The sequence below is a fragment of the Rhodococcus sp. FG69 genome, from assembly GCF_057808915.1.
This window is the reverse complement of record NZ_JBMDIX010000006.1, coordinates 148,952-168,398: the sequence shown is the minus strand read 5'-3', so window position 1 is coordinate 168,398 and position 19,447 is coordinate 148,952. Positions and strand designations below refer to the sequence as shown.

General features: G+C 58.3%; 22 protein-coding genes and 1 pseudogene. 16 read left to right on the top strand and 7 right to left on the bottom strand.

Annotation, left to right across the window (positions count from 1 at the left end):
* The 8 genes from ACODSO_RS07515 to ACODSO_RS07480 all read left to right on the top strand — a co-directional run.
* Positions 1-1,464, top strand: a 1,464-nt coding sequence (locus tag ACODSO_RS07515; protein ID WP_489036159.1) for an XkdQ/YqbQ family protein, incomplete at its 5' end; no start/stop codon positions are given.
* A 34-nt stretch (positions 1,465-1,498) separates the two neighbouring features.
* Positions 1,499-2,056: a hypothetical protein gene (locus tag ACODSO_RS07510; RefSeq protein ID WP_489036158.1), complete on the top strand. Its 558-nt coding sequence runs from the start codon at positions 1,499-1,501 to the stop codon at positions 2,054-2,056.
* Between the two features lie 2 nt (positions 2,057-2,058).
* Complete coding sequence (locus ACODSO_RS07505; RefSeq protein ID WP_489036156.1) at positions 2,059-2,778, top strand: hypothetical protein; 720 nt, start codon at positions 2,059-2,061, stop codon at positions 2,776-2,778.
* A 4-nt stretch (positions 2,779-2,782) separates the two neighbouring features.
* Positions 2,783-3,160, top strand: a complete 378-nt coding sequence (locus tag ACODSO_RS07500; RefSeq protein ID WP_489036155.1) for a hypothetical protein — start codon at positions 2,783-2,785, stop codon at positions 3,158-3,160.
* Positions 3,157-3,642: a hypothetical protein gene (locus ACODSO_RS07495; protein WP_489036154.1), complete on the top strand. Its 486-nt coding sequence runs from the start codon at positions 3,157-3,159 to the stop codon at positions 3,640-3,642. The genes ACODSO_RS07500 and ACODSO_RS07495 overlap by 4 nt, the downstream gene beginning before the upstream one ends.
* Before the next feature lie 30 nt (positions 3,643-3,672).
* Entirely contained in the window at positions 3,673-3,960 is a 288-nt protein-coding gene (locus tag ACODSO_RS07490; protein ID WP_489036152.1) for a hypothetical protein, read from the top strand.
* A gap of 158 nt (positions 3,961-4,118) precedes the next feature.
* On the top strand, positions 4,119-4,475 hold the full coding sequence (locus tag ACODSO_RS07485) for a histone-like nucleoid-structuring protein Lsr2 (protein ID WP_489036150.1): 357 nt from the start codon (positions 4,119-4,121) through the stop codon (positions 4,473-4,475).
* A 27-nt stretch (positions 4,476-4,502) separates the two neighbouring features.
* Positions 4,503-4,880, top strand: coding sequence for a histone-like nucleoid-structuring protein Lsr2 (locus ACODSO_RS07480; RefSeq protein WP_489036149.1), 378 nt, complete (start codon positions 4,503-4,505; stop codon positions 4,878-4,880).
* 273 nt (positions 4,881-5,153) lie between these two features.
* Here the strand turns inward: ACODSO_RS07480 and ACODSO_RS07475 are convergent, their stop codons facing one another.
* From ACODSO_RS07475 to ACODSO_RS07455, 5 genes are all read right to left on the bottom strand, one after another.
* Entirely contained in the window at positions 5,154-5,465 is a 312-nt protein-coding gene (locus tag ACODSO_RS07475) for a hypothetical protein (RefSeq protein ID WP_489036147.1), read from the bottom strand.
* Positions 5,465-7,708, bottom strand: a complete 2,244-nt coding sequence (locus ACODSO_RS07470) for a type IV secretory system conjugative DNA transfer family protein (RefSeq protein WP_489036146.1) — start codon at positions 7,706-7,708, stop codon at positions 5,465-5,467. Before ACODSO_RS07470 ends, ACODSO_RS07475 begins: the two co-directional genes overlap by 1 nt.
* A 110-nt stretch (positions 7,709-7,818) precedes the next feature.
* Positions 7,819-8,022 (bottom strand): hypothetical protein, encoded by a 204-nt coding sequence (locus ACODSO_RS07465; protein ID WP_489036144.1) that lies wholly within the window; start codon positions 8,020-8,022, stop codon positions 7,819-7,821.
* 10 nt (positions 8,023-8,032) lie between these two features.
* Positions 8,033-8,380 carry a hypothetical protein gene (locus ACODSO_RS07460; RefSeq protein WP_489036143.1) on the bottom strand — a complete coding sequence of 116 codons (348 nt, stop codon included), beginning with the start codon at positions 8,378-8,380 and terminating at the stop codon, positions 8,033-8,035.
* 467 nt (positions 8,381-8,847) lie between these two features.
* Entirely contained in the window at positions 8,848-9,204 is a 357-nt protein-coding gene (locus tag ACODSO_RS07455) for a hypothetical protein (protein ID WP_489036141.1), read from the bottom strand.
* Positions 9,205-9,597: 393 nt separating this feature from the next.
* On the opposite strand from ACODSO_RS07455, the gene ACODSO_RS07450 reads away from it, so the two are divergent.
* Positions 9,598-10,503, top strand: coding sequence for a hypothetical protein (locus ACODSO_RS07450; protein ID WP_489036140.1), 906 nt, complete (start codon positions 9,598-9,600; stop codon positions 10,501-10,503).
* Here the strand turns inward: ACODSO_RS07450 and ACODSO_RS07445 are convergent.
* The gene (locus ACODSO_RS07445) at positions 10,500-11,972 is read right to left on the bottom strand and encodes a recombinase family protein (protein WP_489036138.1); all 1,473 of its coding nucleotides are present in this window, start codon (positions 11,970-11,972) and stop codon (positions 10,500-10,502) included. The genes ACODSO_RS07450 and ACODSO_RS07445 overlap by 4 nt on opposite strands.
* 52 nt (positions 11,973-12,024) lie before the next feature.
* On the opposite strand from ACODSO_RS07445, the pseudogene ACODSO_RS07440 reads away from it, so the two are divergent.
* The 6 genes and pseudogenes from ACODSO_RS07440 to ACODSO_RS07415 form a co-directional block, all read left to right on the top strand.
* Positions 12,025-12,624 (top strand): annotated as a pseudogene (locus tag ACODSO_RS07440) (ATP-binding protein); the annotation flags it as partial.
* On the top strand, positions 12,621-13,745 hold the full coding sequence (dprA, locus tag ACODSO_RS07435; protein ID WP_489036137.1) for a DNA-processing protein DprA: 1,125 nt from the start codon (positions 12,621-12,623) through the stop codon (positions 13,743-13,745). The pseudogene ACODSO_RS07440 and the gene dprA, both read left to right, overlap by 4 nt.
* Positions 13,746-13,800: 55 nt before the next feature.
* Positions 13,801-14,445: a hypothetical protein gene (locus tag ACODSO_RS07430; RefSeq protein WP_489036135.1), complete on the top strand. Its 645-nt coding sequence runs from the start codon at positions 13,801-13,803 to the stop codon at positions 14,443-14,445.
* Positions 14,446-14,555: 110 nt separating this feature from the next.
* The gene (locus tag ACODSO_RS07425; protein WP_489036134.1) at positions 14,556-15,338 is read left to right on the top strand and encodes a siderophore-interacting protein; all 783 of its coding nucleotides are present in this window, start codon (positions 14,556-14,558) and stop codon (positions 15,336-15,338) included.
* A 74-nt stretch (positions 15,339-15,412) separates the two neighbouring features.
* Positions 15,413-16,339, top strand: a complete 927-nt coding sequence (locus tag ACODSO_RS07420) for a tyrosine recombinase XerC (protein ID WP_489036132.1) — start codon at positions 15,413-15,415, stop codon at positions 16,337-16,339.
* Between the two features lie 126 nt (positions 16,340-16,465).
* Positions 16,466-17,713, top strand: a complete 1,248-nt coding sequence (locus ACODSO_RS07415) for a MinD/ParA family ATP-binding protein (protein WP_489036131.1) — start codon at positions 16,466-16,468, stop codon at positions 17,711-17,713.
* Position 17,714: 1 nt separating this feature from the next.
* Here the strand turns inward: ACODSO_RS07415 and ACODSO_RS07410 are convergent, their stop codons facing one another.
* A complete protein-coding gene (locus ACODSO_RS07410) occupies positions 17,715-18,203 on the bottom strand; it encodes a M23 family metallopeptidase (protein WP_489036129.1) in 489 nt (162 codons plus the stop codon).
* Positions 18,204-18,539: 336 nt separating this feature from the next.
* On the opposite strand from ACODSO_RS07410, the gene rpsB reads away from it, so the two are divergent.
* A complete protein-coding gene (gene rpsB / locus ACODSO_RS07405; RefSeq protein ID WP_489036127.1) occupies positions 18,540-19,436 on the top strand; it encodes a 30S ribosomal protein S2 in 897 nt (298 codons plus the stop codon).
* Positions 19,437-19,447: the final 11 nt, after the last annotated feature.

Here is a 19,447-nt window from a genome sequence, read left to right as displayed (position 1 = left end):
ATTCTCGGACACGAAACTCACACAGACACTGGACTTCTACCTGGGGACCCAACCAACGGGTCTGCCAACTACCAAGGACACTCGGCTGCGGCCTTCGAGTCAGGCCCATCAACCTTGCCCCGCCTGACCATTACGTACACAACAGACGCCGTCATAACGCTTCAGAACATCGAGAGCGCTCCGCCTGAGTACATCTACAAAGTCAGCCGCAAAGACGGCTCATACATCGGCATATGGCCTGACGTGGTGGATGATCTGATGTTCACTCAGGCGATCAACACACCAGGAACGACTACGACAGTTCGACTATCACGCTCTGCCAACAACATGATCGAGACTCGCGACACGCTGGTCGACCACACAGGAGATCCCTACACGGACTCAACTGGCGATCCATATGTCGTTGTCGGCCGCACGTCGAACACCGTCGGACCGGATACCGATGTCGACTATGGGCTTATCGTCACGGTCGAGAAGGTCTATGGCGGCTTTGACTTCCTCGTAGACCAGAACGGTGAACAGTACGTAGATGAGAGTGGCGAACCCTACGTTGTGTCGACGGGTGCACCGCTGGGCCGGGTCGTCTTCACCGGCGAAATCTTGGACTACGAAGCTGTTTACGGAGACAACGAGGGGATCACGGTGACGCTGGCATCAGACGGTATCGAACTGACCACGGGTGAGCTGATCAAGTCAGGAACCGCAACGACCGTTACCTACGCCTCAACGTCCATCGAGGGCATCTGGAAGTCGATCCTCGACACGAACCCAGGTCGGATGGGCTATACGGCGGCGACAGTCGACAACACGGGTGTCACGATCACCTCGAAATTCCAGAACAACACGAAGCTTGAAGGGATGAAAAGCATCTTCGACCAAACGGATGCAGGCTGGTACTGGTACGGCCACGTAGGGGAGCGGCTGACCTACCTGAAGAAACACAACACCACTGCCGACCATGTTTTCGTCATGGGTGTGCACATCGGTGAGATCAAGGTGAAGAAGTCAGGCGAGAACCTGCGAAATCGGATCATCTTTGTGGGTGGCGAGAAGACAGATGGAACGGTGCTTTACAAAGTGTGGGAAGACACGGCTTCGATCGCACAGTACGGGCTGCATACCTATCGGATCACCGATCGTCGCTACACACTGGAAACCTCGGCCAAGCGTTACGCGGACAAAGTCATGTCCCGCTATGCACAGCCGATCTACACCTCGGAGATTGTCATACCATCGGCTGTCTACGACATTGAGACAGTGCAGCTTGGTCAAACGGTTGGTGTCAGTAATGCGGGCAACTTCATAGATGCGCTAGTGCTTCCGATCGTGAACCGGCAGTACACACCTTCTGGAGTGACGTTGCAGCTTGGAGAAGTACTCGAAGACCAGCGGTCCATCGTGGCGGATATCGATGAGTCATTGTCAAACGAGCAGTATCAAAACTTACCGATCGCGCCGACGTAACATGTTATATTGAGGGAAAGAAGGACAACTGAATATGGTAAAACAGATCATAGCTGGAGAAGACAAAGCGATTGCGGCTGCAAATGACCGCGTGCTTATTCGCGATACTACTGCAAACGTTGATAAAGACACTAGCGTCGCTGGTCTCGCTCCCGGAATTGCGACTACAATTCATCAATCGATCTCGCTAGGTCGAACATTCTATAAAGGCTATAGTAGCGTTTCGCAGGGTGGTTCGTCGGCAACGCCAGCTCTCTTGACCTTTCCGGCAGGTTTCACGGGTAGTCAGACTATAACGACTACAGGCAAGGACCTTGTGATCCATGCGTCCATAGCGGGTTACATGGCTACCAGTTCAGCAACCGGCGGTTTCGGGGTTCGGGTCAATGGAGTGTTCTATACGCTCTACGATATAACGTCTACGACTCTCATAAGCGAACCGGGCTTTGTGATTATCAAGGGCTCAACCCTTCCGGCAGGTACATACACAATCGAGTTCATGTCTTATGGATCGGGATCAGTGGCGCACATCGTGCTGGCTTTTAACTCAGCAACCCTGCTCGCTTATGAACTATTAACGGTGACTGCATAGTCATGGGTCGTCAGCTTGTACAACCAAACTATGACATAAACGAGAAAGCCGGCATGTGCTTGTCCTTCTCTCGCCGCGTCTTTGGTGCAGGGATCGTCGAGGCAACCGCTTGGGATGGCTGGAGTAAGGCCCAGTTTAGACACTTTGACCGGGACTTTCCGGCTGGCCTTGCAGTGCCTGTGTGGTTCGACTGGTGGGGGCAACTGCCTGGCGACAAGCAAAAGTACCAGTACGGCCACGTCGCGATCCGCGCAGCCGATGGAAAGGTCTGGTCATCTCCGCTGAGCGGTGTTGGCCGAACTTGGTTCAATACGGTAGACGAGCTTGTGCGCGCTTTCGGTAATGGTATGCGATATGTCGGATGGTCCGAAGATATATCTCGAGTTAAAGTAGTGGACCTTAAAGGAGTAGAGATGGAGAAGATTACCAAAGAGCTAGAGAATACGATGTCTTTTCTTGCGACCGGTGACTACCCTGGCGTGGGTTACGACTATCGGTTTACCGATCAGCCTATGACGCAAACAGTCATGAATCAGTTCGTGAACTTTTGGTTGGAGGCGAGTAGGAATTCCGGATTGGCCTCTCGCTTGAGGGCGTCGGAGGAAACGATTAGTGCGCTGCTGGCAGCAGGCGCAAATCGTGATACCGATTCGTCGAAATCAGAGTCAGAAGCGAAACTTGCAAACTTAAGGGGTGCGTTGAAGGACGTAATGACGGATTAACCGAATGGCGGATCGGAATGTTTCAGCCCAGTTGCTCAGTAAATTCTCGGATGATGTTTCTTCCCTGAAGACTGATGTCGCTGTTACCAAGCGCGACGTGGCCGAGACAAAGGAAGACGTCAGTGAAATCAAGACCAGCATCCAGGCAATCATGAACGGCTATGTGCCGACAACCCTGTACCTCGCCGATAAGGAAGCTGCGGAGCGAGTGCAGAACGATCTGACCGACCGACTGGTAGCGGTGGAAGGGCTGCTCGCGAAGTCTAAGCCGGGCATTGACCTGAGTAACGGGATCGTCCGACAGGTTCTCAACGCGTTTGTCATCGGCCTCGTCGGGGTCGTCCTCTACTACTTATATGCAAACCAGGGGGGTCAAAGATGAAGCTAACAACGAAGGAGACCATCTACTTCAAGTTGAGAGCGTTCAACCAGATTGCTGGTGCACTCGTCCTCATCGTGCTCGTCGGGTCCATGGTCGGTTTCGCGGTACGTGCAAACGAGGATGTCGCAACCTATAAGTCTCTTGCTGTGTCGCCTGTCGAAGCGCACGTGGGAAGCGAAGTGACGTATGTCTTCGACTGGTGCAAACACCTCGACCGGGTCGGAGACGTCACACGGGACTGGGTGCGGGTCAAGCGCGACAGCGGCAAGTGGGTAGACGACAAGTCATACGTTCCCATCTCGATATCAGGATCGTCCCGCGTTGGATCGGGGCCAGGGTGTTACGCGTCGAAGCCTAGGGGGATTCCAGCACCAACTGTGCCAGGCCACTACCTACTGCGGATACGTGGTGAGTATCCACGGGTGTACGGAGTAGACCCAAGCCGTGACGTCATAGACAGCAACGTCGTCGAGATCAGGTGATCGACGCGAACTAACAAACGAAGGAGACATATGGAATATCTATCAGCAGCAGCGCTGCAAGCAGGAGCAGTCGTACTATTGGTTCAGCAAATCTTGAAGCTTGAGATCGTCCCAGGATCGTGGGCAAACAAGTATCCGGTTCCTGTGAACTTGGTTCTCAGCGTCGTTGCGACGCTTGGCATCGTACGACCGGTCTTGAGCTGGGAGAACGTGCCGGAACTGCTTGTTCAAGTTGGGACCGTCGCTGTGATAGCCGCGATCGCTTACAACCAACTCGTGAAGAAGTGGCTGAAGCCGGTCGAAGGCCCGAACATGTAGCTTGCCGTATAAAGCATTTTGAAGAGCGCCTGACATGTCGTCGGGCGCTTTTGTGATGATCGACCCACATGAAAATCTTAGGTAAGTTGTATGGGCAGTCTTAACGTGGTTACTATGCGGTATCAGTCTTAATCTCAGCCATGGAAGGTTCTAACGTAATGGCGCGCAAAACCATAATCCAGCTTGTTGACGACATCGACGAGACGATGATCGCGGACGGTGAGGGTGAGTCCGTCGAGTTCAGCCTCAACGGCGCGACGTACAAATTGGACCTTACAAACGAGCACGTCGAAGAACTGCATGAGCAGTTGGCCTACTGGATCGAACACGCTGAGAGGGTCTCGGGACCCGGCAAGCGTAAGTCGCGTGGTGGCGGCAAGAAGGCAACATCTACGGGCACTGCGAATGTTGATCCCGGTGTCGTTCGTACGTGGGCCGCTGACAACGACATCGAAGTTTCGAGCCGCGGTCGGATACCGGCTTCGGTCGTCGAGCAGTACCTCGCTGCAAACTAAACCGCTCGTACTAGCAAGGAGTTTCACGTGGCACGGAAAGTAACGCAGCTCGTCGAAATCGTTGACGATCTTGACGGCAAGCCGATCGATGAAGGCATGGACCAGTCGGTCGAGTTCAGCTACGGCGGCAAGGATTACATCATCGATCTGCGCCCGACGAACGCCGAGAAGTTGGACAAGTTGATCAAGCCGTACGTCGAAGCCGCTGCTGAGGTCGGCAAGTCAACGCGACGCGGCAAGGCGTCGGCGAGTGGGTCGGGAACGCGTGCCCCCAGTGGGTCGGGACGGTCTAAAGAAGAGCTTCAGGCCGTTCGCGATTGGGCCAAGGGGCAGGGCATCGAGGTGTCGCCTCGTGGCCGCGTCAAGGCGGAGATCCTTCAGAAGTTTGACGAGGCGCACAAGTAAGTTGTTCACCTAAAAGTGGTTGTGGCTGATTAACTTTTACCCGACCCGACCACTTCTCCGGTGGTTTTACCCCACCCTACTTTTTTACAACGTTTGACAGGGGTGGGGGGAGTGACCACAGGCAGGGTAGGGGAGTCGGCCTTAGGTGTTGACCGCTTTAGTTGGTGAACTCCCGGGTAGTGGGGGAGTGTGGTCGCCACCCCCACCCATACACGTGAGACCCCCGCACCATGAAGGTCGGTGCGGGGGTCTCGTTAGTGACGGCGCGGTGTTCTACTTGAGCGTGCCGAGATGGTCGGAGAAGACGTCCGACATGTTCCCAACTTCCGCCAGTGCATCCCGCAAGATCTCGCGGATCTTCGAGTGCGAATCTGCCACGTGGGATCGTGCGCTACCCGCAGTTCTAATCACGTCATCGTCGTCTACGTCATCCCGCATCCGCTCGTACTTGATGCTCGCGATGTCACGCTCGGCATCCTCCAAAGCTTGGAGTACATCACGTGCGGCGTCCTGCAGAAGTCGTATGTCCTGGACTGCTTCATCGACTCTGCCCTGCCACACCGTCTGCCCGTAGTTGTCACTCATCACTGCCTCCAAGTTGAGTCTTCGTCGGGAATCGGGATCTCACTCTGCGGTGCTCGTGGAGCCCGCTGTCTACTAGTCCGCCTGCGTTCCTCGGTCTCGCTCCGAATGCCGATCGCCGGGCGACCGTACTTGCCACGACTTTTGAACTCGAGAATCGACGCGGTATTAAGTCCTGGTTCCGGTTCCGGTGGCTTGAGCGCGGCGAACGTCATCGGGCTGCTCTCACCAACCATCTTCGCGATCCCGTGATACGACGGCAGTCTTGATACGTCCGACTCTGAGACCACACCACGACCGAGTTGTTGCGCCCACAAGGAAGCTTCGCGACCTTCCGCCTTGAACACGACCTGGGTCCGTGCGTTCTGTAGAACGGTGTTCTGCAAGTCGCTGCTGATAGTTGGACGCGTGAGGTACTGGGTCGCCAGCACGACACCGAACTTCAACGCACGCCCGCGTGCCAGGATGTCAGCAAGAGTGCTTTGACCGGCGACTACCTGGAACTCGTCGACGAATAGGATGTTCGGCTTGTGTAGATCGTCACCGTTCTCTGCCAGAACTTGGGCGGATCTCCACAGCGCAGTGCTCAGTAGGTTGCCGAGCATCTTCGCGCTCTCGGGCGGCATCCCGCCGAAGCTCACAAGCACAACCTTGTGCTCAAGCAGAAGGTCTTTCAGTTTCACTGTGCTCTTGGTCTGTCCCAACAGGTTTCTGACCCCAGTGTCGTCGGTTAGCTGCCATATCTTGTTTAGTACGGTTTCGGCTTTTCGGTTCCAGTCGGAAGCGCCTTTATGTTTCGGATCAGTCGCGCCTGGGTTTCGACTCCAGAAGTCTCGGACGTCAGGATCGACGACACGCTCAATAAGATGCCTTTGCCAATTACGCTCATCGTCATTGCGCGGACTGAGCAATGCCGCAAGGTCGATGAGCGTGTGACCCCCGACTTCCAGAAGTGTCTTCAGTCCATATTTGAACAGCTCGCGGAAGTTGACCTGCTCCATGATCGTCGGGTACATCGATGCGAACGTATCCATGACGATGTCGATAGCCGCCGAACCCAGGTCTTGGTCGAGCAGGTTGATCGAGACAGCCGACGAAGAGTCGCCAGCTGGATTAATCAAGACCACGTCATCCCACCGGGATCTTGGCATGTTGTTGAGCACTCGGTAATACAGACGCTCTGACGAAATGTCGGTCCCTGCATCGAACACGATTACTCCAAGTCCCGCTTCCGCAAGCTGGAGAACACCGTTGGCCATGAAGCTTGTCTTACCGGTTCCTGATCCACCGGTCATCGCGACGTGGTAGGAGGCCCAGTCGAGGCCTAGTGCTATCGGTCGACGTCGGCCTGGAACGTCACTGTGACCAAATACCCAACCTTCACGTGCTACCGATTCTGTGGCTGGGAATCGACGTGCTGCACCCTGCCTAAGGCCGGGGATCGCAGGATCACCGATGGGCCACGCGAGAAGAGCTGTCATCTCGCTTACCGTGAAGAGATTGCCGAGTTTGGTGGTCGGGGTGCTACGGCGGTTGATCTCGGTAATGTCGCGCACCGGCTGCGCGTAAAGGTTGTTCGGGCCATTCTCGCTTTGGAGTGCACGAACGACCATCGCCACAAGTTGTTCGGCACGCTGTGGATCTGCAGCCACCGCTCCAACTCGACCGACCGCGACAAAGGACTGTTCAGGCGGATGGCTTCGCTTGGGCTGGTCTGGTGCTGTCGCGCCGGTGAGGAGGGCTCGTAGAAAAGACGGGGCTTCTGCGCGTGTCGCGCCTGGATGTTTGTCGACATCGGAGTGAGTCACTATCCACTGCAACGTAACGCGCTCTGCTGGATGGTCGGTCTGGATTGCTTTCAGGATTTTGGTCGAGTAGTCCTGTGTTCCACTGATGCGAAGTGAAGCAAGCGGATCAGTCGTGTAGATCCTCACCCCGAACGAGTAGGTCGGATCGTCCTCGTCTGGTGCAGGGTTCACCTCAATTCCCGGGATATGACCGTCGAGTTGCCCTTCGAGGAATTCGTTGTCGTATCCTGGGAAACCGACGCGGTGGGCAATTCCTCTCGCTGTACCGATGGTCTCGAAGACAACGGTCGGTCGACCCATTCCCTTCGGTCCACCTGTGGCAAGCGCACCATCTAATGCGTTGAGGAAAGCCTTCGGTCGGTCTTCTGTTAGGCCAGTGGGAAAGACGATGTCGAAGTAGGTGCGGTTATTATCAGCCTTACGTTGGTTACTGCGCATGGAGTGCCTCCAGTAGAAGTACGTGGGGGTTCCGAGTGCAGATGCCAGAAGGAGGCAGATGAGAGTGGTATCCATCTGCCTCCAACTGTCGCATCATCGACCCGTTTTGACTAGGGTTTGAACTTTCGCGATTCTCGACTTGCTCGGAGCACACGCGGGATCAACAGGAAAAAAGCAAGTAGCGCGAGCAGTAAAAGCAGAGTCCCGATGTGCGCGGCGATCAGTGTGAGCAACATGTCCAGAACGGCCATTCCGATACACATCGCGAACACAATTGCGACGAGGAAGCCAACTGGGTTCTTGCTGAACTTCATTGTCAGCTCCCTAAAGAATCCCGACGAACTTGTCGTCGCTCTTGAGGATCTTGCAGCTTCCCTGCCGGTACAAGAACCCAGGAAGCTGGATGGCGATCTGCATCACGTTGCCCATCCACATGTTGACGTCACGCTTAGGTCGATCCAAGACCATCTCGCCATGAGTCCCGCCCGTAGGTCGAGGCTCCAGCGTGATTGTGATGGACCAGTAAGTTGTCACCCTGTTGCCTGCGGTGATGACGATCTTTCGGTCCGACAACGTGCTGATGTAGACATCCGCCGAGATTGGTGGACTGTCGAGATATTCGAGCGTCGGTCGACCCAGATCGTCGTGGAAGAGTTCTCGTAGACCTTCCATGATCAGCTGGGCGGTTTCATTGGGGTTGTAGTTAGAGTCGAAACTTGCAAGGAATGGAGAGCGAGCGCTTCGCACGGAAGCTCCCTTCGATCGATGAGACGTATATGGGGCAGATACCGCCCCGGCTCATCCACCTACACTCCGGAGTGAAAACCGGAGTGTAGGTGGATGTACGCCTGAACCTTGATGGACAGACCAAGTAACGGGCGGTCTGGACTACTGGTCGACGGCACGTCCTGCTCGTCGTCCGACGTCACGTATGCGTTCTTCTAAATCCCGCTTGCGCATTGCGGCTTGGAGATCTTGTTCAACCGCTCTTGCGATAGTGCGTCCGATCTCAATGTCCGCTTTTCGATCGATATTGTCTAGCGTGCCCTCGATCCGATGAGGACCTGTGGGCGATGAGATGAAAGCCCCTGCGCAAAAAATAACGATGGCTACCGCTGCTACAACAGCCAGCGTGATCATCAGCGGAGCCCTGGTCGATGGTTGGCCCTGAAGATCTGACCCTCGACTTGCAGCCAATCCAGAATCATCGCTTGCATAACGGCAAGCGTTTGAGGATCGCCGTTTGAGTACCGCTCAGCAATTGCATTGACTTCTGTGAAGCTAACCAAGGTTCCCTCGACTTGCTTTTGGCGAATCATGGCCTTGAGCGCGTCGAGCTTAGCGTTGGTTATCTCCTTGTAGGCCTCGACCTGAGCCGCCCTGTCAATGGCGTTCATCTTGCGGCCGGACGATGAGAGCGGCGACAACTGGCCGTACTTCTTGTATCGATCGTCATCGCCTGGTTCGATCTGACCATATGTGGTCGTGATGGACATTCTTCTTCTCCTTGATCTGGTCTTCTGACGGTAAAGAAGTTGGACGTGCGGTTCGCTGTAGAGTTGTCAATGTGCTTTGTCGATCTGGTTTCAAGTTGTCTCCGCGAGACAACAGCGTCGGCGGAAAAAATTGAAACCTTCGCGACAAGTAAAGACGTAGACCCTTGTGGTATCTCACGTTGAGATTAGATTTTTGCTACCACTTAGCCGTCTGCAATTACCATTGCATCGTGCGAAGAGTTCAGTCAATCGTTAAGCATGAAGTCGACATGTAACTCGGCATAGGTACATGTAAGCCATGGTTGCTACATGTCGATGTGGGTGTTTGAAGTGTCCATTGGCTGACTCTTACGCTAGTGTCTGAAACATCCACCAAGAAGGAGATGAGTAGAAGTGAACGTGAGTAGATTTGACCTGACCAAAGCTCTACAGGACCTTACGAAAGAGAGCGGAGCGACTTCCGAACGCGTCCTGCGTTTTCCGGTCTTGTTCGAGGGCTTGGGGGCAGAGGCAGCGGAGGACGTAATTGCAGAATTAAAGTCACAGTTGGTGGATATCCAGGACTTCGAACGGCGTATCGCCTTATCTAATGCGTTGGGGTTTGAAGGCCCGCCGGCCAAGACGCTTGAAGAGAGACGCTATCGGATACTGGGTAAGCGTGATGTCCCAGCAGTTCTCTCTATGAGTATGAGCACGTTGATCAAGCGTGAGCGAGACGCCCTGAAGATTCTCGTCGATGGTGTACTTGGTGAATTTACTCTTGAAGAAGTGGCCGTCACCGCCGCTGACGATGGGGAAGACGATACAAACATCGACTCCATCGAAAGAGTGCTGTCCATGTTCAACGATACTTCTATTTCAGATGAAAGCTTTCGAAAGCTGGTGGGGGAATCCGTGCGCCTATTGTTGGATAACGCAGAACGGCAAGCTTTGGGTTCTCGGCTTGGCGCAGCGGCAGTGAAGATGGTCCTCGGCGATGTAGTATTTTTGCAAGAACGGGATGCGTTCATGACAAGTCTCGTAAGTCAACTGACCACTCTGTGTGTGAATATGACCTTAGAAATGAATTCACTAGCCAAAATGGTCGACGCGCCAGACGAAGCAATTGCGGAAGAATACTTGTCTCATCGCAAGGATCGGAACGCCGCTCGATCTGAGATCTTAAATATTGTGAGCAACTACGCGGAGAATCACGAGGAGGTCCACGCTGGTTCTACAAAAATCCGAAACGAAAAGCTTTCATCTGAAGATCGGGGCAAACTTAATAAGATGGTAAAAGAGATGGGTGACGTCGACTAATGTATCCAAACAATCTGTATTAGATCGGGATCGAACCGCCACTTATCTTTGTACTTGGGATAGGTGTATCCGTCTACACGTGGTCGGCGGTGGATGATAACTTTATCAACAAGTGCAGCAAGCAGTTCGCGCTTCCAGTGCAGTTCAGAGCTGTCCCATTTAGACCTGAAGTCGACACGTGCACTGGAAGTGATGCGATCCGAGGTTTGCTGATCTATCGCTAGCTGGACGTTCTTCAGTTCAAGATCGACAGACGCCTTCATGCGCTCGAACTGTTCGCGGGTGAGAACGTGGTTAACGTAGTAGTCGTCCTGAACCTCTGTACTGCGCTGCTCTAGGACGCGCTGACGTTCGTGAAGATCGCGGGTGGTCGATGCTTCGTCTCTACTCGCTTCGCCTACTTCGGCAAGCTCAGGCGTGTCGAGGCGGATCATGATGCAATCAGTCAGGAGGTCGATGATCGGATCAACCATGCGCGACACCTTGCCGCATCCGTGCTGTCGCCCGGTTTGTGAGTCCTTCTTTCCGCAAGCGGCGGTTGTCTTGTAGCTACCGTCTCGTTGCTGCTTGGACTTGTGGAAAAGCTTCTGACCACACTCACCACAGAAGAGGTAGCCCTGTAGTAAGTGCTTACGAGTACGACCCGGATGAGTGGAGTTGCGCTTGCTCATTGCCATGGCATCGTTGAGCTGAGACCAAATGTCAGGAGGCAAGATGGCGGGGGATTCTGCTGGGTACTCAACGCCTTTGTGTAACACGATCCCAGCGTTGATCGGTCGCCTTAGCAGGTTCCTAATTTTAAGAGCGTTCCAGTCTGCTCCGTTCTGAGTGAGGATTCCTCGCTGATTTAGATCGATTGCGAGGGACCAGAAGGATGCGCCGTGGATGAAACGATCTGCTAGTTCACGAATAATCGCAGCTTCTACTTCTCGGATGCCCTCACGCTTTGGCTCGAAGCCATACGGACGCTGACCACCGAGGTAAGCGCCTGCCCTAGCCGCTTGTAGCTTTGCTGCACGTTGTCGCTCGATCATGTGCTCGACTTCGTGACGTGCGACAGCCCCGTAGATTCGCGCTCCCATGCGCCCGGTGGCTGTGGACAAGTCCACGGGTCCAGCCTGCACCGTCTCAACGCGCACATTGTGTGCCTCGCAAATCGTGATGAAGGATTCCAGCTCAGTAGGGGAGCGATGGATGCGGTCGGTGTGGATCGCCGCGATGACGCGCACCTCGCCGGACTTCATCAGTTCGAGCAGCTGTTCGTAGCCGGGACGCCGCTTACCGCTGTACGCCGATATGTCGTTGTCGGAGAATACGTGAGTGACGTTCCAGCCACGCCGTGCTGCCATCTCCTGACAGGCTTCAAGTTGTCGTTCGACCCCCAGGGCGCGACCGGCGTGATCGGCAGAGATGCGGACATAGATTGCCGCAGATTCGTTGTGTTGCAGTGGTTTTGGCTGATCTTGCATAGTCGTTACTCCATCTAAGTATGTCAAAGTGTGGAGTACTTTGCAATCGTTCGACGAATGTGCCGAGATGGGCGTGAAAGCATTGGAGGCGTTGCGAACTCCTCTCGAAGACGGTGAGATCAGAATTGCTCGAAGAGACGGCGTCGCACGCTATCCGGCTCGATTTCAGCTGATCCTCGCCGCCAATCCATGTCCGTGCGCACCTGCCAGAAATGCCGATTGCGTGTGTGCTCCCACTGCCCGCAGAAAATATCTCGGAAGGCTGTCAGGGCCACTGCTCGATCGGGTCGATCTGCGTATCGCCATGCAGACAGTGGCAACGGGAGCTCTGGCCGACGAGGTAGGCGAAACGACGGCGGAGGTGCGCGCCAGGGTGACTGGTGCACGCGATGCTGCAGCAGCACGATGGCGCGAGTACGGCTGGCGTACCAACGCCGAGGTGCCCGGACCCGCGCTGCGGCAGAAATTTCGGCTGGGGAACGAGGCGTTGCGTCCACTCGAACGGTCGTTGCGAAACGGCTCGCTGACTGCACGTGGTGCAGACCGTGCACTGCGAGTGTCGTGGACACTCTCCGATCTGGCCGGTGGCGACATGCCAGGTCTCGACGAGGTCGGTGCAGCTCTCGACTTTCGAGACAGGGGGATGATGTGAGCGCACACGATCCGCGGCGTCTTGCGTGGGCGTACCTGTCTCGGGTCGCCCAGGGCCCACACCGCGCTCTTCTCGACTTCGCCGCTGCGGCGGGGCCCGAGGAAGCGCGGACCGCCGTCATCGGAGGAGGTCTCGGCGAACGGCTTCAGGTTCGGTCCCACATCGACACCGCAGCAGTCGATCTCGACCTCGTAGCAACCATGGGGGGTCGGTTGGTGACGCCGGACGACGAGGAATGGCCGATGTGGCGGTTTCTGGCCTTCCACGGTGCTGGGATGCCCGACGGGTCGGATCGGTGTGCGCCCTGTGCGTTGTGGGTGCTCGGCAGCCGTCCGGTGGCCGAGCTGGTCGACCGGGCCGTCTCGATCGTGGGGACGCGGGCCGCCAGTGCTTACGGTGAACATGTGACGGCAGAAATCGCCGGCGACCTGGCGGTGGACGGCTGGACGATCGTGTCGGGGGCGGCCTTCGGCATCGATGCAGCCGCCCACCGCGCAGCGCTCGGGGTTTCCGGAACGACTGTTGCGGTCCTGGCGTGTGGTGTGGACCGCGCGTATCCGTCCGGTCACTCGAGGCTCCTGCAGAGGATCGCCGGCAGTGGTGCGGTCATCAGTGAGTACAGCCCAGGGACCACGCCCGCGAAACACAGATTTCTGGCACGCAACCGAGTCGTCGCTGCATTCGGATCCGCAGTGGTGGTGGTCGAAGCCGGATGGAGAAGCGGAGCACGAAATACTGCGGCTTGGGCGCACAAGCTCGGCAGGCCAGTCCTGGCTGTGCCTGGGCCGGTGACATCGGCGTCGTCCAAGGGTTGCCACAGAATGATCAGAGAGGGTGAAGCTCGTCTCGTCGCGGATGCACACGATGTGGTCTCGGAGGCAGGTCCCTCGGGTGAGGTAGGCGAAGGTCGGCCGTCGATGTTCCGTGACATCGACGCTCTGTCCGACAACGCCTTGCTCGTCTACGAGGCTCTCCCCGCCACCGGCGCGCGATCACCTCGGGAGCTGTCCGAATTGTCATCGGTGCCGTTGACCAAGGTGCGTTCGGTACTTCCACTGCTCGAGCTCGAAGGGTTCGTGGCCAGCGACGAGACTGGCTGGTTCCGAGTGGTCGCGTCGTGAACCGGATACGATGCAAGCGAACAACCCACGCTGACATTGACTTCTGGGAGCCCAGTTGGCAGTAGATGAGGGTCCGCAGGCTGGTGCAGACGGCCGCGCCGCACACCTGACCACTTGGTTCACTCTCGTGATCTCGGTGGCGGCAATTGTCTCGGCGTCCGTTGTCGGAGTGATCACGAACAGCCGGGCAAACGACACCGCCATCACGACGGCACGTATCAATGCCGAAAATTACGACCGGAACCAGACTCGGTCTTTTCTTCGTGCGCAGCGTCAAGACGCGTACTCCAGGTTCGATACCGCCGCACAGCGCATGTTCCTCACCCAGAAGGACCATCTCGACACTTTCCGGGCAGACGGTGACGCATCGGCTCGAGACTCGGCGTCGGATGCCGCACATGACGCAGTGGTCGAGTACTACTCCGTGGTTCCACAGGTCGAGATGCTGGCGTCGCCGGAAATGTACGACTTCGTGCACGCCCTCGAGGCGTCGTTGCGAGAGTATCTTTCGTTGGTTGCCGACACGATCGCCTCGCTCGAGGCCAATCCTGGACAGAACGTCGACGACGTTCTGTCTCTCGTTCAGCGGGAGCGCTATCCCGACTCGGCCATCGATCCGAACGACAGTGAACCGGGGTATGTATCAAGCGACTTCTTGGATATCGCTCGGCGGGATATGGGGAACACGGAGGGTTTCTGAGCTGAGCGGCCCACCACTGCAGTCGGGATGCCGGTAGCCTATTTAGGTAACACTTACTGGGTGGCATCCAGCTCACTCTCAGTCGTGACAGCTCGGAAAGGCTGAACTACGTGGCACGAAGCACAACAACGCTGACCGTCCTCCGGACCGAGGAACTGACGCCTCATATGCAACGGGTGTACCTCGGAGGTCCGGGGTTCGCGGACTTCCAACCGACGGAGTACACCGATTCGTACGTAAAGCTGATCTTCGGTTCCGGCGACGATGAGATCAAGCGCACCTACACGGTCCGATCCGTCGATGCCGCAGCACGAGAAATCGCCATCGACTTCGTCGTCCACGGGGACGAAGGGGTCGCCGGACCGTGGGCTGCACGCGTCGAGCCGGGCGAGGAGATCAGTATGTACGGGCCGTCGGGGGCCTACTCTCCGCGACCGGATGCGGACTGGCACTTGTTCGCCGGTGACGAGTCCGCTATCCCGGCAATTGCCGCCGCAGTCGAGTCACTTCCCGAGGATGCGATAGCGAAGGTGTTCATCGAGATCTCGGACCGCAAGGACGAGATATACCTCGAGACCCTCGCCGTCGTGGACGTTCACTGGATTCATCGTGGGGCGCCGTCCAACACGATCGGCGAGGACAAAGCAGGAGACAATGCGCCGTTGATCGCGGCCGTTCGCGAGACAGAATGGCTGCCGGGCCAAGCTCAGGTTTTCATTCACGGCGAGGCTCAGGCCGTGATGCACAACCTCCGTGGCTACATCCGAAAGGAACGAGGCGTTCCGGCGGAATGGGCGTCGATCTCGGGGTACTGGCGTCGTGGCCGGACGGAGGAGAACTTCCGAGTGTGGAAGCGTGAGCTCGCCGAAGCCGAATCGGTCTCCGGGGCCTGATCGATCCCATTCCGAGTGCCGGTGTCGGGCGCGTCAGGCTTGCCGTTGCGTGTGCCGCGGGCAAGGCTGTGTGCATGGTCGACGCGCTTGAACCCACCGTGACGGTGCATCTCGAGGACTACTCCGAGCACCTCACCCTGGGGCGCGGATTCTCGGCGCACACTGTCCGCGCGTACCTGCGGGACGCGGAGTCGTTGCTCCGGCATCTCGCGGATACGAATGGCTCGGCGAGCCTCGATGCGCTCGACCTGCGTGTCCTCCGATCATGGCTGGCCAAGCAGGCACGCGATGGGTCGGCGCGAACATCGATGGCGCGTCGAACGTCGTCGGCACGGACATTCACCGCGTGGCTGCAGCGGAGCGGGCGGATCGCCACCGATCCGTCGCTTCGGCTGTCGGCCCCGCGAGCTCGGCGGACGTTGCCCGGGGTACTGAAACAGAACCAGGCGGCGGAGGCGATGTCGTGGGCGGAGCTGGGGGCGCGAGAACTCGATCCGATTGCGGTGCGAGACCGACTCGTGGTGGAGATGCTGTACGCAACCGGGATACGGGTGAGTGAGCTGTGTGGCCTCGACGTCGACGATGTCGACACCGAGAGGCGCGTGGTGCGCGTCGTCGGAAAGGGTGACAAAGAGAGGTCCTCTCCGTACGGCGGTCCTGCCGCACAGGCTCTGGACGTCTGGACGACATTCGGCCGTCCGAAGTTGGTGTGTGATCGGTCGGGGTCGGCCTTGTTCCTGGGACGGCGGGGTGGGCGCCTCGACCCGAGGCAGGCTCGCACCGCTGTGCACGAGGTGCTTGCCTCTGTTCCAGGCGCCCCGGACCTCGGTCCGCACGGACTTCGTCACTCGGCGGCAACCCATCTTCTAGAAGGCGGCGCCGACCTCCGCGTGGTCCAGGAATTGCTCGGTCACTCCTCGCTGGCGACAACCCAGATCTACACCCATGTCTCCGTAGATCGTTTGCGCGCTGTGCACGACCGCGCACATCCGCGGGCATGACCCGTGCCACGTGCTGATTCGCCAGTGTTTGGTAGCGTCGTGGGAAACAAACCGCATGCGAAGAATTTTGGGCTTCACGGGGAGTGAAGTCGAAGTTCGTCGCCGAAATCCGGATACGGGGGGACCGTGGGCCGCGAGCATCCGCACGGAACGTCGGCCGCGTGGTCGATCCGTGCCCAGCCCGGCTCGACTCAGCCGTCGCGTCCGAGCACAACGCCCATCGAACCTGTCAGGAACACCGGAGCATCGATGAACGGTGACCGTCAGTCTCCGCCTTGGCAAACCCCGCGGGGAACCGATCGTCAGCCCCCGCCGCGGTACACGCCCCCGGCAGAGCCAGGTCCACCGCCACCGGCGGAAGAGTGGACACCGCCGTGGGCGAGCGGCCCCGCGCAGCAACACCTGAACGACCCTCGCTACCAGCCCACAAGCCAGGATCTAGCGCCCGACAGCTTGCTTCGACGACCGAAGCGCGCATCGACGTCCGGGTGGCGTCGTGGCGTGCACCGGCTCACCGGGGGAGTCATCAATCCTGGTGAGTCGACGGCGGAGGAGCGGTATCGCAATCAGGTCGAGCGGATTCGTCAACCGGTCCTCGGCGACTACCGGATAGCGTTTCTGTCACTCAAAGGCGGCGTCGGCAAGACCACGACGACTCTGGGGCTCGGTTCGACCTTCGCATCGCTCCGCGGTGACTGTGTCATCGCCGTCGATGCGAACCCCGATTTCGGCACGCTGGGCGAGCGGGTCCCGAATCAGACTTCGTCCACTGTCCGCGACTTGCTGGCAGACGCCGACAACATTCGCCGATATTCCGACATCAGGGCGCATACCTCGCAGGCGCCGAGCAGGCTGGAAGTGCTTGCCGGGGAGCGGGATCCGGCGGCGTCGGAAATGTTCGGCGAGCAGGACTATCGCGCAGTCATCGAAATGCTGCAGGTCTACTACAACCTGATCCTGACCGACTGCGGCACCGGCATCATGCACTCGGCGATGAACGGCGTGCTGCAGTTGGCCAATGCTCTGGTGCTTGTCTCGTCGCCCGCGGTGGACGGCGCGCGGAGCGCGGCCGCGACTCTGGACTGGCTGCAGCTGCACGGGTACGGACACCTGGTCGAGCGGACGGTGGTCGTCATCAGCTCCGTCCGTCCGGGTTCGTCGGCAGTCGACATGAATCTGCTCACGCAGCACTTCCTCGAGCGCTGCAGGGCCGTGCTCGTCGTGCCCTTCGACGAGCACTTGGCAGAAGGAGCAGTCGTGGATCTCGAACTGCTGCGACCGCAGACGAGGGCGGCGTTCGTCGAGCTGGCTGCCATGGTCGCCGACGATTTCCCCGCAGCCTCGGGGCGCCACTCCGGGGCGAGCTGGCGCTAGGTCAACTGGGAGTCAGCGGCTTGAGCCGAATGGGCGTCGTCCGCATCAACGCCAAAGGGTCGAGATAGGTTCGGTCGCGCCGGACGCCCCAGTGCAGGCACGGCGTGGCACATCCCGTGTGACCGGGAGTCAGGGTGCCGATGAGGTCGCCTGCTCGGACTCGTGAGCCCGGCGCGACCGACCCGACGACAGGTTCGTACGTCGTGCGTAGTCCGTTCGGATGGTCCACGGACACAACAGGTTTGGTTGCGACAATTCCGGCGAAGACCACGACGCCGTCGCCTGCGGCTCGAATGCCTTGACCCTCGCGGCCCGCCAGGTCGACCCCTCGGTGCCCGGGCAGCCACTCGTGCTCGGGTGGATCGAAGGGCCGTACGACGAGCGGCCTCGGTTCGAGCGGCCATACGAACGGCGTCTGGGCACGGGCTGGGGGCGCGAGCAGAATCGCGACAGCGAGCGCACCGCACAGGCATGTGACGAGAAATCTCATCGTCTCAGCATCCCCGTGGACGGTCCGATTTCTTCCGCTTGAATCCGATCTGTGGAGAAAGATCGGATTCATCCACACGCGGCCCGAGGTCTTGACGGATGGGCCTGGTTATGTGCTGGGGAAGCAACGTCGTACACTGTTGGAGCGACCTGTGCCTGCACAGGTCGACTTCGCGCGTCCGCGTAACTGTGTGCCCGTCTTCGGATGGTACCGCTCGGTGACCGGTTGCCGGCGGTCCCATGTGCAGCTCATGTGGGTCCGGCAATCAGCGGACGCCAGGGCAGGGGTCATACGACACCCTGTGTCAACCGGCAATCGAAAGCGAGTTATTCAGCTATGGCTGTAGTAACCATGAAGCAGCTGCTCGACAGCGGCACCCACTTCGGACACCAGACTCGTCGCTGGAACCCGAAGATGAAGCGGTTCATCTTCACCGACCGCAACGGCATCTACATCATCGACTTGCAGCAGACTCTGACCTTCATCGACAAGGCATACGAGTTCGTCAAGGAGACCGTCGCCCACGGTGGCACGGTTCTGTTCGTCGGCACCAAGAAGCAGGCGCAGGAGTCCATCGCCGCTGAGGCAACTCGCGTGGGAATGCCCTACGTGAACCAGCGCTGGCTCGGTGGCATGCTCACCAACTTCCAGACGGTCCACAAGCGTCTGCTCCGCCTCAAGGAGCTCGAGGCAATGGAGCAGACCGGCGGCTTCGAGGGACGCACCAAGAAGGAAATCCTCATGCTCACGCGTGAGATGACCAAGCTGGACCGCACCCTCGGTGGTATCCGCGACATGGCCAAGGTTCCGTCGGCCATCTGGATCGTCGACACCAACAAAGAGCACATCGCCGTCGGCGAAGCTCGCAAGCTGAAGATCCCGGTCATCGCGATCCTCGACACCAACTGCGACCCCGATGTCGTCGACTACCCGATCCCGGGTAACGACGATGCAATCCGTTCGGCTGCACTGCTGACAAAGGTTGTCGCATCAGCCGTCGCCGAGGGCGTCCAGGCTCGTGCGGGTCTCAACACCGCGTCCGACGCCAAGCCCGAGGTCGGCGCAGGCGAGCCGCTCGCCGAATGGGAGCTCGAACAGCTCGCACAGGCGTCACCCGCTGCCGAGGCCACCACGGAAGCAGCAGCAGAAGCTCCCGCCACGGAGGCTCCCGCAGCAGAGGCTCCCGCTGCAGAAGACGCACCCGCCGCGGAAGCACCAGCAACGCAGGCTTGATTCAGGGGGTC

What these genes read in the sequence shown, in the direction of transcription:
- ACODSO_RS07445 (WP_489036138.1), bottom strand. Translation starts at nt 11,972, where the DNA reads ATGCAAGATCAGCCAAAACCACTGCAACACAACGAATCTGCGGCAATC.
- rpsB (WP_489036127.1), top strand. Translation starts at nt 18,540, where the DNA reads ATGGCTGTAGTAACCATGAAGCAGCTGCTCGACAGCGGCACCCACTTC.
- ACODSO_RS07490 (WP_489036152.1), top strand. Translation starts at nt 3,673, where the DNA reads ATGGAATATCTATCAGCAGCAGCGCTGCAAGCAGGAGCAGTCGTACTA.
- ACODSO_RS07475 (WP_489036147.1), bottom strand. Translation starts at nt 5,465, where the DNA reads ATGAGTGACAACTACGGGCAGACGGTGTGGCAGGGCAGAGTCGATGAA.
- ACODSO_RS07485 (WP_489036150.1), top strand. Translation starts at nt 4,119, where the DNA reads ATGGCGCGCAAAACCATAATCCAGCTTGTTGACGACATCGACGAGACG.
- ACODSO_RS07410 (WP_489036129.1), bottom strand. Translation starts at nt 18,203, where the DNA reads ATGAGATTTCTCGTCACATGCCTGTGCGGTGCGCTCGCTGTCGCGATT.
- ACODSO_RS07420 (WP_489036132.1), top strand. Translation starts at nt 15,413, where the DNA reads ATGGTCGACGCGCTTGAACCCACCGTGACGGTGCATCTCGAGGACTAC.
- ACODSO_RS07465 (WP_489036144.1), bottom strand. Translation starts at nt 8,022, where the DNA reads ATGAAGTTCAGCAAGAACCCAGTTGGCTTCCTCGTCGCAATTGTGTTC.
- ACODSO_RS07460 (WP_489036143.1), bottom strand. Translation starts at nt 8,380, where the DNA reads ATGGAAGGTCTACGAGAACTCTTCCACGACGATCTGGGTCGACCGACG.
- ACODSO_RS07510 (WP_489036158.1), top strand. Translation starts at nt 1,499, where the DNA reads ATGGTAAAACAGATCATAGCTGGAGAAGACAAAGCGATTGCGGCTGCA.
- ACODSO_RS07470 (WP_489036146.1), bottom strand. Translation starts at nt 7,708, where the DNA reads ATGCGCAGTAACCAACGTAAGGCTGATAATAACCGCACCTACTTCGAC.
- ACODSO_RS07455 (WP_489036141.1), bottom strand. Translation starts at nt 9,204, where the DNA reads ATGTCCATCACGACCACATATGGTCAGATCGAACCAGGCGATGACGAT.
- ACODSO_RS07495 (WP_489036154.1), top strand. Translation starts at nt 3,157, where the DNA reads ATGAAGCTAACAACGAAGGAGACCATCTACTTCAAGTTGAGAGCGTTC.
- ACODSO_RS07500 (WP_489036155.1), top strand. Translation starts at nt 2,783, where the DNA reads ATGGCGGATCGGAATGTTTCAGCCCAGTTGCTCAGTAAATTCTCGGAT.
- ACODSO_RS07505 (WP_489036156.1), top strand. Translation starts at nt 2,059, where the DNA reads ATGGGTCGTCAGCTTGTACAACCAAACTATGACATAAACGAGAAAGCC.